General features: G+C 55.1%; 11 protein-coding genes and 1 tRNA gene. All 12 read right to left on the reverse strand.

What is annotated here, in order from left to right; genetic code table 11:
- Positions 1-78: 78 nt before the first annotated feature.
- Entirely contained in the window at positions 79-2181 is a 2103-nt protein-coding gene (gene fusA, locus K787_RS0121220) for an elongation factor G (RefSeq protein WP_022964796.1), read from the reverse strand.
- Between the two features lie 18 nt (positions 2182-2199).
- Positions 2200-2673, reverse strand: a complete 474-nt coding sequence (gene rpsG / locus K787_RS0121225; RefSeq protein ID WP_022964797.1) for a 30S ribosomal protein S7 — start codon at positions 2671-2673, stop codon at positions 2200-2202.
- A gap of 97 nt (positions 2674-2770) precedes the next feature.
- Entirely contained in the window at positions 2771-3142 is a 372-nt protein-coding gene (gene rpsL / locus K787_RS0121230; protein ID WP_022964798.1) for a 30S ribosomal protein S12, read from the reverse strand.
- 147 nt (positions 3143-3289) lie between these two features.
- Positions 3290-7489, reverse strand: coding sequence for a DNA-directed RNA polymerase subunit beta' (gene rpoC, locus K787_RS0121235; RefSeq protein WP_022964799.1), 4200 nt, complete (start codon positions 7487-7489; stop codon positions 3290-3292).
- 66 nt (positions 7490-7555) lie between these two features.
- A complete protein-coding gene (gene rpoB, locus K787_RS0121240; protein WP_022964800.1) occupies positions 7556-11626 on the reverse strand; it encodes a DNA-directed RNA polymerase subunit beta in 4071 nt (1356 codons plus the stop codon).
- Positions 11627-11842: 216 nt separating this feature from the next.
- Positions 11843-12208, reverse strand: coding sequence for a 50S ribosomal protein L7/L12 (gene rplL / locus K787_RS0121245; RefSeq protein ID WP_022964801.1), 366 nt, complete (start codon positions 12206-12208; stop codon positions 11843-11845).
- 80 nt (positions 12209-12288) lie between these two features.
- Positions 12289-12789, reverse strand: a complete 501-nt coding sequence (gene rplJ, locus K787_RS0121250) for a 50S ribosomal protein L10 (RefSeq protein WP_022964802.1) — start codon at positions 12787-12789, stop codon at positions 12289-12291.
- 194 nt (positions 12790-12983) lie between these two features.
- The gene (rplA, locus tag K787_RS0121255; protein ID WP_022964803.1) at positions 12984-13679 is read right to left on the reverse strand and encodes a 50S ribosomal protein L1; all 696 of its coding nucleotides are present in this window, start codon (positions 13677-13679) and stop codon (positions 12984-12986) included.
- Complete coding sequence (rplK, locus tag K787_RS0121260; protein ID WP_022964804.1) at positions 13679-14110, reverse strand: 50S ribosomal protein L11; 432 nt, start codon at positions 14108-14110, stop codon at positions 13679-13681. Before rplK ends, rplA begins: the two co-directional genes overlap by 1 nt.
- A gap of 113 nt (positions 14111-14223) precedes the next feature.
- The gene (nusG, locus tag K787_RS0121265) at positions 14224-14757 is read right to left on the reverse strand and encodes a transcription termination/antitermination protein NusG (protein WP_028615182.1); all 534 of its coding nucleotides are present in this window, start codon (positions 14755-14757) and stop codon (positions 14224-14226) included.
- 9 nt (positions 14758-14766) lie between these two features.
- A complete protein-coding gene (gene secE / locus K787_RS0121270; protein ID WP_022964806.1) occupies positions 14767-15135 on the reverse strand; it encodes a preprotein translocase subunit SecE in 369 nt (122 codons plus the stop codon).
- Positions 15136-15172: 37 nt separating this feature from the next.
- A tRNA-Trp gene (locus K787_RS0121275) sits at positions 15173-15248 on the reverse strand.
- Positions 15249-15332 lie beyond the last annotated feature (84 nt).

Raw genomic sequence — 15332 nt, forward strand, 5'->3', positions numbered from 1 at the left:
ACGTTAAGGTGCGGTTTTTTACGTTCAAATTTTTCTTTAGCCACGATAGATAACCTCTTTGTTTAGCTTAGGTTCAAGTTAGCCTTGCTTCTTGATGATTGCTTCGGCGATGTTCATTGGCGCTTCGGAGTACTTCGAAAACTCCATAGAGTAGCTCGCACGCCCTTGGGACATTGAGCGTACATCCGTGGCGTAACCGAACATCTCACCAAGCGGAACCTCAGCGCGGATCACCTTACCGGAAACGGAATCTTCCATACCTTGTACAATACCGCGACGACGGTTCAGGTCGCCCATTACGTCACCCATATAATCTTCCGGGGTGACTACTTCTACTTTCATCATCGGCTCGAGCAGAACAGCGCCGCCTTTTTGGGCCAGATGCTTGGTGGCCATGGAAGCGGCAATCTTAAATGCCATTTCATTCGAGTCAACGTCGTGGAAGGAACCGTCGAACAGGGTTGCCTTCAAGTTGAGCAGCGGATAACCAGCGAGAACGCCGTTTTTCATCTGCTCGTCGATGCCCTTCTGCACCGCAGGAACATACTCCCGCGGTACCGAGCCACCGACCGTTTCGTTAACGAAAACCAGACCATCGCCCGCCTCGTCCAACGGCTCGAAGCGAATCCACACGTGACCGTATTGACCGCGACCGCCTGACTGGCGCACAAACTTGCCTTCAATTTCGCACTTGTTGCGAATAGCCTCACGATAAGCCACCTGCGGCTTGCCTATATTAGCCTCCACACCAAACTCACGCTTCATGCGGTCGATAAGAATATCCAGATGAAGCTCGCCCATCCCGGAAATAATCGTCTGACCTGATTCTTCATCGGTGCGCACACGGAAAGAGGGATCTTCCTGGGCCAACTTGCCCAGCGCAACCCCCATTTTTTCCTGATCGGCTTTGGTCCGAGGCTCTACAGCAACAGAGATAACCGGCTCAGGAAAGTCCATACGCTCAAGGACGATAGGCTTATCGTGTGAACACAAGGTGTCACCGGTGGTGACATCTTTCATGCCGATCAGAGCTGCAATATCGCCAGCCAGAACTTCCTTGATCTCCTCGCGGGCGTTGGCATGCATCTGCACCATACGACCCACACGCTCCTTCTTGCCTTTGACCGAGTTCAATATCGAATCGCCGGAAGACAGCACGCCCGAATACACACGCACAAACGTGAGCGTCCCGACAAAGGGATCGGTGGCAATCTTGAATGCCAGAGCAGAAAAAGGCTCAGCATCATCAGCATGCCGTTCATCGACCTGCTCTTCGTTATCAGGATGCACACCCTTGATGGCGACAACCTGATCAGGCGCAGGCAAATAATCGATGACCGCGTCCAGAACCAGAGGCACACCCTTATTCTTGAAAGAGGTACCGCACACCGCCGGAACGATCTCGCTAGCCAAGGTGCGTTGCCGCAAGCCAGCCTTAATCTCGTCGTTGGTCAGCTCACCGCCTTCCAGATACTTGTTCATCAGCTCGTCGTTGGCTTCCGCAGCAGCTTCAATCATCTGCTCGCGGTACTTCTGAGCCATTTCAAGCATGTCCGCGGGAATAGCTTCCTCGCGAAACGTCATGCCCTGATCCGCATCATCCCAATAAATGGCTTTCATGCGCAGCAAATCGACCTGCCCCTCGAAGCCTTCTTCCGCACCGATGGCCAGCTGGATTGGCACCGGAGTATGCCCCAGGCGCTGCTTGATCTGCTCGACCACACGCAAGAAATCCGCGCCCTGACGGTCCATTTTATTCACATAGACCAGACGCGGCACGCCGTACTTGTTGGCTTGACGCCACACAGTCTCAGACTGCGGCTCAACACCGGAGGTAGCACAGAACACCACAACCGCACCATCGAGCACGCGCAGCGAGCGCTCCACTTCAATAGTGAAGTCGACGTGACCGGGCGTATCGATGATATTCACCCGGTGACGCGGGTACTGCTTCTCAGAACCTTCCCAGAAGGCCGTCGTAGCAGCGGAGGTAATGGTAATACCCCGCTCCTGCTCCTGCGCCATCCAATCCATGGTGGCTGCACCATCGTGCACCTCACCCATCTTGTGGTTGACGCCGGTGTAAAACAAAATCCGTTCCGTAGTCGTGGTTTTGCCCGCATCCACATGCGCGCAAATACCAATATTCCGGTACAGATTAATAGGCGTTACACGAGCCACAATATTCTCCTGGGTCGCTTAGAAGCGATAGTGAGAGAAGGCTTTGTTGGCTTCAGCCATACGATGCACGTCTTCACGCTTCTTCACCGCGGCGCCCTTGCCTTCAGAGGCGTCAACCAGCTCACCAGCCAGACGCAAAGCCATGGACTTCTCGCCACGCTTACGGGCAGCATCTACCAACCAGCGCATCGCCAAGGCGTTACGACGGGAGGGACGCACTTCAACCGGCACCTGATAGGTGGCACCACCAACGCGACGGGATTTAACTTCAACTAACGGAGCAATGGCATCGAGCGCCTTTTCGAACAACTCGACGGGATCTTCGGTCTTGGTACGCTCTTTGACCTTGTCCAGGGCACCGTAAACGATGCCTTCAGCGACAGCTTTCTTGCCGCTTTCCATTACGTGGTTCATAAACTTGGCGAGAATCTGGCTGCCGTACTTTGGTTCTGGCAGGATCTCACGTTTTGCTGCTACGCGACGTCTTGGCATGATAAGCCCTCAAACGGTCTTCAGGTTAGCCCAGGACCATAACCCTTAGGTTACGCCTGACCTTACTCTTATCGACTCAGGATAAATGAATTCAAACTTACTTCGGACGCTTGGCGCCGTACTTGGAACGACCCTGACGACGGTCTTTGACACCAGAGGTATCCAGAGAACCGCGAACAGTGTGGTAACGCACACCTGGCAAATCCTTTACACGACCGCCGCGAATCAGAACGACGCTGTGCTCTTGCAGGTTGTGACCTTCACCACCGATATAGGATGAAACTTCGTAGCCGTTGGTCAAACGGACACGGCAGACTTTACGCAGAGCCGAGTTCGGCTTCTTCGGCGTAGTTGTGTATACACGCGTACACACACCACGACGCTGCGGGCAGTTCTGCAGCGCTGGCACGTCGCTTTTTTCAGCAACGCGCTTACGCGGCTTGCGAACCAGCTGGTTAATTGTCGCCATCTAGCAAAACTCCACTGATGTCTATCAGACATATTAAATAAAAAATGACAGGACAAGATGCCCAGCCAATTTTAGGGGTACGGAATTCTATAGAGACCGGCCCCGCTCGTCAAGGTCAGCGGCGCCCGAGGGCGCCGACAGTCCTAATCAGTCATTGCCCGAATTCAACGCATCGGACAGTGCCTGCTCGATTTCTACCGCACTTACCTTGACTGGTTTGTCTGCCATGCGCTGACGCTTGCGCTCTGCATGGTAAGCCAGACCAGTACCGGCCGGGATCAAACGACCCACAACCACGTTCTCTTTCAGGCCGCGCAGGTGATCGCTCTTGCCAGTGACGGCGGCCTCGGTCAACACGCGAGTAGTTTCCTGGAAGGAAGCCGCGGAGATGAACGATTCGGTCGACAGCGATGCCTTGGTGATACCCAGTAGAACGTGCTCGTATTTGGCCAGGAACTTGTCCTGCTTGGCCAAAGCTTCGTTCTCTTCCAGAGCGCGGGTCAATTCGACCTGATCACCCTTGATGAAGCTGGAATCACCAGTATCAGAGATTTCGACCTTACGCAGCATCTGGCGAATGGTCACCTCGATGTGCTTATCGTTGATCTTCACACCCTGCAGGCGGTACACGTCCTGAATCTCGTTGACGATGTACTTGGCCAGTGCGCTGACACCCAGCAAACGCAGGATATCGTGCGGGTTGCTCGGACCGTCGGAAATAACTTCACCCTTGGTCACCTGCTCACCTTCGAACACGTTCAGGTGACGCCACTTCGGAATCAGCTCTTCATACTGCTCGCTGCCGTCAGTTGGAGTAATCACCAGACGACGCTTGCCCTTGGTTTCCTTACCGAAGGAAATCGTGCCGCTGATTTCCGCCAGAATCGAAGACTCCTTCGGACGACGCGCCTCGAACAGGTCGGCAACACGCGGCAGACCACCGGTGATGTCACGGGTCTTCGACGTTTCCTGGGGAATACGGGCAACAACGTCACCCACATTCACCTTGGCACCGTCAGACAGATTGACCAAGGCGTTAGCTGGCAGGAAGTACTGAGCTGGCACATCGGTACCCGGCAGCAGCAGTTCCTTACCATTGTCATCAACCAGCTTCACGGCCGGACGAATGTCCTTGCCGGCTGCCGGACGATCTTTGGCATCCATGACTTCCAGGTTGGTCAAGCCAGTCAACTCATCAGCAGTACGCTTGATGGTGATGTTCTCTTCCATACCAAAGAAGGCCACGGTACCGGAGATCTCGGTAACAATGGGGTGAGTGTGCGGATCCCACTTGGCAACGACCTGGCCGGCGGTGACTTTCTCGCCTTCCTTGATCGAAATAACCGCGCCGTAAGGCAGCTTGTAGCGCTCACGTTCACGACCGAATTCATCGGCCAGAGCCAATTCACCGGAACGCGATACGGCTACCAGGCAACCATCGGCACGCTCAACGTGCTTGAGGTTGTGCAGACGAATAACACCGGCCGCTTTAACCTGGACGCTGTCGGCGGCGGAAGTTCGGCTGGCCGCACCACCGATGTGGAACGTACGCATGGTCAGCTGGGTACCCGGCTCACCGATGGACTGGGCAGCGATAACACCGACCGCCTCACCGATGTTGATCAGGTGACCACGGGCCAGGTCGCGACCGTAACAGGTACGGCAAACGCCATAGCGGGTTTCACAACTGATAGGCGAACGTACAATGACTTCGTCGACGCTGTTCAGTTCGAGGAATTCAACCCACTTCTCATCTACCAGCGTACCGCCAGGGACGATGACTTCATCAGTGCCAGGCTTGACCACGTCACGGGCGATAGTACGGCCCAATACGCGCTCACCCAGCGGCTCAACGATGTCACCACCTTCAATGTGCGGCGCCATGACCAGACCGCGATCAGTACCGCAATCCGTTTCGGTGATCACCAGATCCTGGGCCACGTCAACCAGACGACGGGTCAGGTAACCGGAGTTGGCCGTCTTCAGTGCCGTATCCGCCAGACCCTTACGGGCACCGTGAGTAGAGATGAAGTACTGGAGTACGTTCAGACCTTCACGGAAGTTGGCGGTGATCGGCGTTTCAATGATCGAGCCATCCGGCTTGGCCATCAGACCCCGCATACCCGCCAACTGGCGAATCTGTGCAGCGGAACCCCGGGCGCCGGAGTCGGCCATCATGTACATGGAGTTGAAGGATTCCTGCTCAACTTCCTTGCCGTCACGATCCAGCACGCGAGTGGACTTCAGGTTGTCCATCATCGCTTTGGAGATCTCGTCGTTGGCCTTGGACCACAAGTCGATCACCTTGTTGTACTTCTCACCCTGGGTCACCAGACCCGAGGCGTACTGATCTTCGATCTCTTTTACTTCGTCGGTGGCAGCATCAATGATGTGCGCCTTCTCATCGGGGATGACGAAGTCATTCACACCAATGGAAGCACCGGAAATGGTCGAGTAGGCGAAGCCGGTATACATCAACTGGTCAGCGAAGATCACGGTTTCCTTCAGACCAACAATGCGGTAGCACTGGTTGATCAGTTTGGAAATCGCCTTCTTCTTCAACGGCTGATCCACCAGCTCATAGGGCAAGCCTTTGGGCAGAATCTGGAACAGCAACGCACGGCCGACCGTGGTATCAACGATACGAGTCTCGGTAGTCCAGCTGTCGTCCTTGTGCTTGACGGTCTCGGTGATACGCACCTTGACCAACGCATGGAGCTCAACCTGACCACTACGGTAAGCCATTTCGACTTCATTGACGCCGCTGAAACGCATGCCTTCGCCTTTGGCGTTAATGCGTGTGCGAGTCATGTAATACAAACCCAATACCACGTCCTGCGACGGCACGATGATCGGCTCGCCAGAGGCCGGAGACAGGATGTTGTTGGTCGACATCATCAGTGCACGCGCTTCCAACTGAGCCTCGAGGGTCAGCGGAACGTGTACAGCCATCTGGTCACCGTCAAAGTCGGCGTTGTAGGCAGCACAGACCAGCGGGTGCAGCTGGATCGCCTTACCTTCAATCAGAACCGGCTCGAACGCCTGAATACCCAGACGGTGAAGTGTCGGAGCACGGTTCAACAGTACCGGGTGCTCGCGGATCACGTCAGCGAGAATATCCCAGACTTCTGGCAGTTCGCGCTCGACCATCTTCTTCGCTGCTTTGATGGTAGTCGCCAGACCACGGTGCTCCAGCTTGCCGAAAATGAACGGCTTGAACAGCTCAAGCGCCATTTTCTTCGGCAGACCACACTGGTGCAGACGCAGGGTCGGCCCCACCACGATCACCGAACGACCGGAGTAGTCAACGCGCTTGCCGAGCAAGTTCTGACGGAAACGACCCTGCTTACCCTTGATCATGTCAGCCAGGGACTTCAGAGGACGCTTGTTGGTACCAGTAATGGCACGACCGCGACGACCGTTGTCCAGCAGCGCATCTACCGATTCCTGCAGCATGCGCTTTTCGTTGCGCACGATGATATCCGGCGCAGACAGATCAAGCAGACGCTTCAGACGGTTGTTACGGTTAATCACCCGACGATACAGATCGTTCAGATCCGAAGTCGCAAAGCGGCCACCGTCCAGCGGCACCAGAGGACGCAGGTCCGGCGGCAGTACTGGCAACACGGTCAGTACCATCCACTCAGGCTTGTTTCCTGAACCGTGGAAAGCTTCCATCAACTTCAGACGCTTGGACAGCTTCTTGATCTTGGTTTCCGAGGTGGTCTGCGGAATCTCTTCACGCAGCACCGCAATCTCATGAACCAGATCCATGGCCGACAGCAGCTCATAGATAGCTTCAGCACCCATGCGGGCATCGAAGTCATCGCCGAACTCTTCTAGCGCTTCAAAGTACTGCTCGTCGTTCAGCAACTGACCTTTTTCAAGCGTGGTCATACCGGGCTCGATGACCAGGTAGGACTCAAAATACAGGACGCGTTCAATGTCACGCAGGGTCATATCCAGTAGCAGGCCGATCCGGGATGGGAGCGACTTGAGGAACCAGATGTGCGCGACGGGTGAAGCCAGTTCAATGTGGCCCATGCGCTCGCGACGGACCTTGGCCAAGGCCACTTCCACGCCGCACTTTTCACAGATGACACCACGGTGCTTGAGGCGCTTGTACTTGCCGCACAGGCACTCGTAGTCCTTGACCGGGCCAAAGATTTTGGCGCAGAAAAGGCCGTCACGCTCAGGCTTGAACGTACGGTAGTTAATGGTTTCCGGCTTTTTTACTTCGCCGTAGGACCAGGACCGGATCATCTCCGGTGATGCCAAGCCGATTCGAAGGGAATCGAACTCTTCAATCTGTCCCTGGGACTTGAGCAGGTTCAATAAGTCTTTCAAGGCCTAAACTCCTCGCAGTGTCTGAAGGGCGGATTTTCTCCACCCCTCAGACAGGGCAGTTGGTGGTTATTCGGATTCCAGTTCGATATCGATACCGAGCGAGCGGATTTCCTTGATCAACACGTTAAAGGACTCGGGCATGCCGGCCTCCATGCGGTGATCGCCGTCCACGATGTTCTTGTACATCTTGGTCCGGCCGTTCACGTCGTCCGACTTCACAGTCAACATTTCCTGCAAGGTGTACGCAGCGCCGTATGCTTCCAGGGCCCATACTTCCATCTCACCGAAACGCTGACCACCAAACTGAGCCTTACCACCCAACGGCTGCTGTGTTACCAGACTGTAAGAGCCGGTAGAACGTGCATGCATCTTGTCGTCAACCAAGTGGTTCAACTTGAGCATGTACATATAGCCGACCGTCACAGGACGATCAAAGGTGTTACCAGTCCGACCGTCGATCAGTTTCATCTGACCGGTATCCGGCAAGTCTGCCAGGCGCAGCATGTGCTTGATCTCGTGTTCCTTGGCACCATCGAATACCGCTGTTGCCATGGGCACGCCACCGCGCAGGTTCTTCGACAGCTCAATGATCTCCTGATCGCTGAGCTCGTCCAGATTTTCCTGGCGGCCGCCAACCTTGTTGTAGATCTCGTCAAGGAACTCACGCAGCTCGGAGACCTTGCGCTGGTCTTCGACCATACGGTTGATCTTCTCGCCTAGGCCCTTGGCTGCAAGGCCCAGGTGAGTTTCGAGGATCTGACCGACGTTCATACGCGACGGTACGCCCAGCGGGTTAAGCACGATATCCACCGGTGTGCCGAACTCGTCATGCGGCATGTCTTCTACCGGCATGATGACCGAGATAACACCCTTGTTACCGTGACGACCCGCCATCTTGTCACCCGGCTGAATGCGACGCTTGATAGCCAGGTATACCTTGACGATCTTGAGTACGCCAGGCGCCAGGTCATCGCCCTGCTGCAGCTTGCGCTTCTTGTCTTCGAACTTGTCGTCAAGCAGCTTGCGACGGTCAGACAGATAGGCCTGAGCCATTTCCAACTGCTCGTTGAAGCTGTCCTCGCTCATGCGCAGCTTGAACCACTGACCATGTTCGATCTCGTCGAGCATCTCGTCAGTGAGCTTGGCACCCTTCTTCAGGCCAGCACCACCTTCAACGCTCTGACCCAGCAGCGCTGAACGCAGACGCTCGAATGTAGCTACTTCAACGATACGGAACTCTTCCTGCAGATCCTTGCGGATCTCGTCCAGCTGTTCTTTCTCGATAGCTAGGGCGCGAGAATCACGCTCTACGCCATCACGAATGAACACCTGTACGTCGATAACCGTGCCCTTGGTGCCAGTCGGTACGCGTAGGGAGGTATCTTTTACATCCGAGGCCTTCTCACCGAAAATCGCACGCAACAACTTCTCTTCTGGGGTCAGCTGGGTTTCGCCCTTGGGCGTGACCTTGCCTACCAGAATGTCGCCCGGGCCGACTTCAGCACCAACGTAGACCACACCGGCTTCATCCAGCTTGCCCAGCGCCGATTCACCGACGTTGGGGATGTCGGAAGTAATTTCCTCCGGCCCCAGCTTGGTATCGCGCGACACACAGGTCAGTTCCTGAATGTGGATAGTAGTAAAGCGATCTTCCTGCACTACACGCTCGGAGACCAGAATAGAGTCTTCGAAGTTGTAACCATTCCAGGGCATGAACGCGACGCGCATGTTCTGGCCCAAGGCCAGTTCACCCATGTCGACGGACGAACCGTCGGCGAGGATGTCATTGCGCACAATCACATCACCTTTCTTCACCAGCGGACGCTGGTTGATGCAGGTGTTCTGGTTGGAACGGGTGTACTTGGTCATGACATAGATGTCGACACCGGCTTCGCCAGCTTCGATTTCGTCATCGGCCACGCGCACCACGATACGGCTGGCATCAACCGAGTCGATCACACCACCACGACGAGCGGTAACGCAGACACCGGAGTCACGCGCTACGTTGCGCTCCATGCCTGTACCTACCAGCGGCTTCTCGGCACGCAGGGTCGGAACGGCCTGGCGCTGCATGTTCGAGCCCATCAGGGCGCGGTTAGCATCGTCGTGCTCAAGGAACGGAATCAGCGACGCGGCAACCGATACGACCTGGCGCGGCGACACGTCCATCAGGGTCACTTCATGTGGCGCCTTGACGGTAAATTCGTTCTGGTGACGTACGGCAACCAGATCATCGGTTAGCTTGCCGTCTTCGACCTTGGCGCTAGCCTGGGCGATGACGTGATCGGATTCTTCGATCGCAGACAGGAAGATGATCTCGTCTGTTACCTGGGCGTCACGTACACGACGGTACGGGCTTTCCAGGAAGCCGTACTTGTTGGTACGGGCATAGGTGGCCAGCGAGTTGATCAGACCAATGTTCGGACCTTCAGGCGTTTCGATAGGACATACGCGACCGTAGTGGGTCGGGTGTACGTCACGGACTTCGAAGCCTGCACGCTCACGGGTCAGACCGCCCGGCCCAAGAGCCGATACACGGCGCTTGTGGGTAATTTCGGACAGCGGGTTGTTCTGGTCCATAAACTGGGACAGCTGGCTGGAACCGAAGAATTCTTTCACTGCCGCCGCAACCGGCTTGGCATTGATCAGATCCTGCGGCATCAAGCCTTCGCTTTCGGCCATGGACAGACGTTCCTTGACCGCACGCTCAACGCGCACCAGACCAACACGGAACTGGTTCTCGGCCATCTCACCAACCGAACGCACGCGACGGTTACCCAAGTGGTCGATGTCGTCGACAACGCCCTTGCCGTTACGGATATTGACCAGAGTCTTGAGCACTTCGATGATGTCTTCCTTGCTCAGGACGCCAGCACCCTCGATCTCATCACGGCCAATACGGCGGTTGAACTTCATCCGGCCCACGGCAGACAGATCGTAACGATCGCTGCTGAAGAACAGATTGCCGAACAGTGTTTCGGCAGCGTCTTTGGTTGGCGGCTCGCCAGGACGCATCATGCGATAGATTTCTACCAGAGCGTCAAGCTGTGTGGCTGTTCCGTCGATACGCAACGTATCGGAGACGAACGGACCACAGTCGATATCGTTGGTATACAGCGTCTCAACGCGGGCGATCTGCGCCTTCTCCAGCTTGAGGATAAGATCGGCGGTGATTTCAACGTTGCTTTCAACGATGATTTCGCCGGTAGCTGGATGCACGATCGGCTTGGCAATAGTACGGCCAAGAATATATTCGTAAGGCACTTCCAGGCTGCTGATCTTGGCTTTTTCGAGCTGGGTAATATGCCGAGCAGTAATACGGCGACCCTTCTCGACAATAACCTTGCCTTTGTCATCTTTGATGTCAAAGGTGGCAATTTCGCCGCGCAGGCGATGCGGTACCAACTCAAGCAACAGGTTTTCACCGGTCACTTCGAATACGTTGGTATCGTAGAAAATGTCCAGCATTTCGTCAGTCTGATAACCCAGCGCGCGCAACAGTACGGTCGCGGGCAACTTGCGACGACGGTCAATACGGACGAATACGCAGTCCTTCGGATCAAACTCGAAGTCCAGCCAAGAGCCACGGTAAGGAATCACGCGGGCCGAGTACAACAGCTTGCCGGAACTGTGGGTCTTGCCACGGTCATGGTCAAAGAACACGCCCGGGCTGCGATGCAGCTGGGAAACAATAACACGCTCGGTACCGTTGATAACGAAGGTACCGTTTTCAGTCATCAGGGGGATTTCACCCATGTAGACTTCCTGCTCCTTGATGTCCTTGATCGCCTTGTTGGACGACTCACGATCAAAGATGATCAGGCGCACTTTTACCCGCAACGGAACCGCATAAGTCACACCGCGCGATACGCATTCCTTGACGTCGAATGCCGGATCACCCAAACGGTAACCCACGTATTCGAGAGCCGCATTACCTGAATAACTGATAATGGGGAACACAGATTTGAAGGCCGCGTGCAGACCGATATCACGAACCTGCTCCTTCGGCATGTCCGATTGCAGGAATTCCCGGTAGGAATCCAGCTGAATCGCCAGCAGATAGGGCACATCCATCACATGCGGCAGTTTGCCAAAGTCCTTGCGGATACGTTTTTTCTCAGTATATGAGTAAGCCATCAGCGTTCCCCAGCTTGGTCACCTGCTTGATTGGCTCTCCCCGCAGGGAAAGCCAGAAAATGCTTGCAAGTCCTAAGTCTTGCTCACCCCTCGGAGTGCCTTTCCGCCAGCCACTTCACAGAAGCGAACTAGAACGGAAAAAGGCCGGTGGCACTTTGGCCACCAGCCATCAATCTGACCGTTTAAATCAGACTGTCGACGCAAGGTCGCACAAGATTACTTGAGCTCAACCTTGGCGCCGGCTTCTTCCAATGTTTTCTTGGCAGCTTCGGCTTCGTCTTTAGACACGCCTTCTTTGATGGTGCCAGGAGCGCCATCAACCAGTGCCTTGGCTTCTTTCAGACCCAGACCGGTCAGCTCGCGAACAGCCTTGATCACGTTAACTTTCTTCTCACCAGTTTCGGTCAGAACAACGTTGAACTCGGTCTGCTCTTCAGCAACAGCAGCAACGGCAGCAGCCGGGCCAGCAGCAGCAGCAGCGGAAACGCCGAACTTTTCTTCCATTGCCTTGATCAGTTCAACAACCTGCATTACGGACATTTCTGATACGGCGTTGATGATATCTTCGTGGGACAGAGCCATGACTCAATATTCCTGTATTGGTGACGGCACCTAGGCCGTCAAAAAATGATGTGCGATTGAAGTAAGCAGTCGGCCGGCACTTAGGCGGCTTCGGCTTCCTTCTGATCGCGGACGGCGGCCAAGGTACGTACGAACTTGCTGGTAGCGCCTTGAATCACGCTCATCAGTTGGCTGATAGCCTCGTCGTATGTTGGCAGCGTAGCCAAAATGTCGATCTGTGAAGCGTCAAGGAAGTTGCCTTCAAAGGATGCAGCCTTGATCTCGAATGCGCTCTGGCTCTTGGCAAACTCTTTGAACAAACGGGCAGCTGCACCGGGATGTTCGTTAGAGAATGCAATAAGAGTCGGACCTGTAAAGACGTCGTTGAGGCACTCGTACGGAGTACCTTCAACAGCGCGACGCATCAGTGTGTTACGCACAACGCGTACGGTCACACCGGCTTCGCGCGCATCTCTGCGCAGACCAGTCATAGCAGCAACGCTCACGCCGCGGGCATCAGCCACAACAGCGGAGAGCGCACCTTTGGCAGCTTCGTTGACTTCAGCGACGATGGCTTTCTTGTCTTCGAGCTTAATTGCCACGGGTTTTACTCCTGGATTTACCATTGATCGCCCGAGGGCGATATGTTTTGGTGTCTGATCCAGCCTGCACTGAATCGGGAGCACCATCTGCGTAGGCTTCATGTTTAAGGCTTGCGCCGCCTACGGTCTTGGACAGCCCCCGCTACGCAGGGACCCCAATAAGTGGCGCACCGTCGAAACGGTGCACCGGTCAATCAGATATTCAAGGACGCGTGATCGATCTGTACGCCGGGACCCATGGTGGTGCTCAGGGTAACGCGCTGTAGATAAACACCCTTGGACGTGGAAGGCTTGGCCTTCTTCAGGTCTGCAATCAGGGCTTCAACGTTTTCCTTCAATTTCACTGCATCGAAGCCGACTTTGCCGACGGAGCAGTGAATGATGCCGTTCTTGTCAGTACGGTAGCGAACCTGACCAGCCTTGGCGTTCTTGACCGCAGTACCAACGTCTGCAGATACAGTGCCGACCTTCGGGTTTGGCATCAGGCCACGCGGACCGAGCAACTGGCCCAACTGGCCAACAACGCGCATCGCATCCGGAGAAGCAATAACCACGTCATAGTTCAGATCACCGGCTTTCATTTCGGCAGCCAGATCATCCATACCTACTTTGTCAGCGCCGGCAGCCAGAGCGGCTTCAGCATTGGCGCCCTGGGTAAACACGGCAACGCGGACGGTCTTGCCAGTGCCATGCGGCAGCAGGGTAGCGCCACGTACAACCTGGTCAGATTTACGCGGATCAACACCCAGGTTTACGGATACATCGACAGACTCGACGAACTTGACGCTGGAGACTTCGGCCAACAGAGTGGCGGCTTCTTCAAAGGCATAGGCCTTGTTTGCCTGCACTTTCTCGTTGATAGCCTTTTGACGCTTGCTCAGCTTAGCCATTACACACCCTCCACATTAAGGCCCATGCTACGTGCGGAACCAGCGATGGTCCGTACAGCAGCGTCCATGTCAGCAGCAGTCAGATCAGCCTGCTTGGTCTTGGCGATCTCTTCCAGCTGCGCACGGGTAACGGTGCCGACTTTCTGCGTGTTAGGTCGAGCTGAGCCGCCTTTCAGGCCAGCTGCTTTAAGCAGCAGTACGGCAGCGGGTGTGCTTTTGGTTTCAAAGGTAAAGCTGCGGTCACTGTAAACAGTGATGATCACAGGCGTCGGCAGACCGGGCTCAGAGCCTTGGGTCTTGGCGTTGAACGCCTTGCAGAATTCCATGATATTCACGCCATGCTGACCCAGAGCCGGACCTACCGGCGGACTCGGGTTAGCCTGACCGGCCTTTACCTGCAGCTTGATATAAGCTTGAATCTTCTTAGCCATGCTATTTCTCCATTGGGTAGTAGCGCCTTACGGCTCCCCGGTTCATTACAACACCACTGACAACAAAACCCCGCAGCACAAAAGCACTGCAGGGCTCAGGAGGACGTGGGCTATTAGCCCTTTTCTACCTGGCCGAACTCCAGTTCTACTGGGGTGGGACGGCCAAAGATAAGAACAGCCACCTGAACTCGGCTCTTCTCATAATTCACTTCTTCTACCACACCATTGAAGTCAGCAAACGGACCATCAGTCACGCGTACCACTTCACCTGGCTCAAACAGCGTCTTGGGCTTGGGCTTATCAGTACCGTCAGCGACACGACGGAGAATGATATCGGCTTCCTTGTCGGTAATCGGTGCAGGCTTGTCGGCCGTACCACCAATAAACCCGAGCACGCGGGTGGTGTCTTTGACCAAGTGCCAGCTGGCCTCGTTCATTTCCATCTGGACTAGAACATATCCGGGAAAGAACTTACGCTCGCTCTTGCGCTTCTGACCGTTGCGCATCTCCACCACTTCTTCGGTGGGCACAAGAATCTCACCGAACAACTCTTCCATTCCGGCAAGCTTGATGCGCTCCTGAAGAGAGCGCATGACATGCTTTTCGTAGCCAGAAAAGGCATGCACTACGTACCAGCGCTTAGACACGGATCACCCTTAACCAATGAACTGAGAAATGATCCAACCCAGCAAGGTATCAAGCCCCCAAAGAATAAGAGCCATCACCAATACAACCGCTATTACTATGAGGGTTGTCTGAGTCGTTTCAGGACGGGTTGGCCAAACCACTTTGCGTATTTCGATGCGCGCTTCTTTCAAGAGCGCCCAAAAAGCCTTGCCTTTGGTGGTCTGCAGAGCAACAAAGCCCGCAGCCAAACCTAGCACAACCAGTGCTAGCGCCCGATACAAAACAGGTTCGGCGGCAAAATAATGATTACCAACCACCCCGGCTATAACCATAACGGCCACCACAATCCACTTGGGGATATCTAAGCGGTCATCGTGAAGCTCTGCCTTGGTGCTCATGAATCATTAAATCCTGTTTTGGTAGCCAGAAAAAATCTGGCAGGCCAGGAGGGAATCGAACCCCCAACCTGCGGTTTTGGAGACCGCCGCTCTGCCAATTGAGCTACTGGCCTGTAATCGCAGTCGAGCCGGCAATAGTACCGGCTCGACAGTTCAAGATCAATTGCTAATTACGCAATGATCTTGGCAACCACGCC

Source organism: Halopseudomonas pelagia CL-AP6, assembly GCF_000410875.1.
GTDB classification, from domain to species: domain Bacteria; phylum Pseudomonadota; class Gammaproteobacteria; order Pseudomonadales; family Pseudomonadaceae; genus Halopseudomonas; species Halopseudomonas pelagia.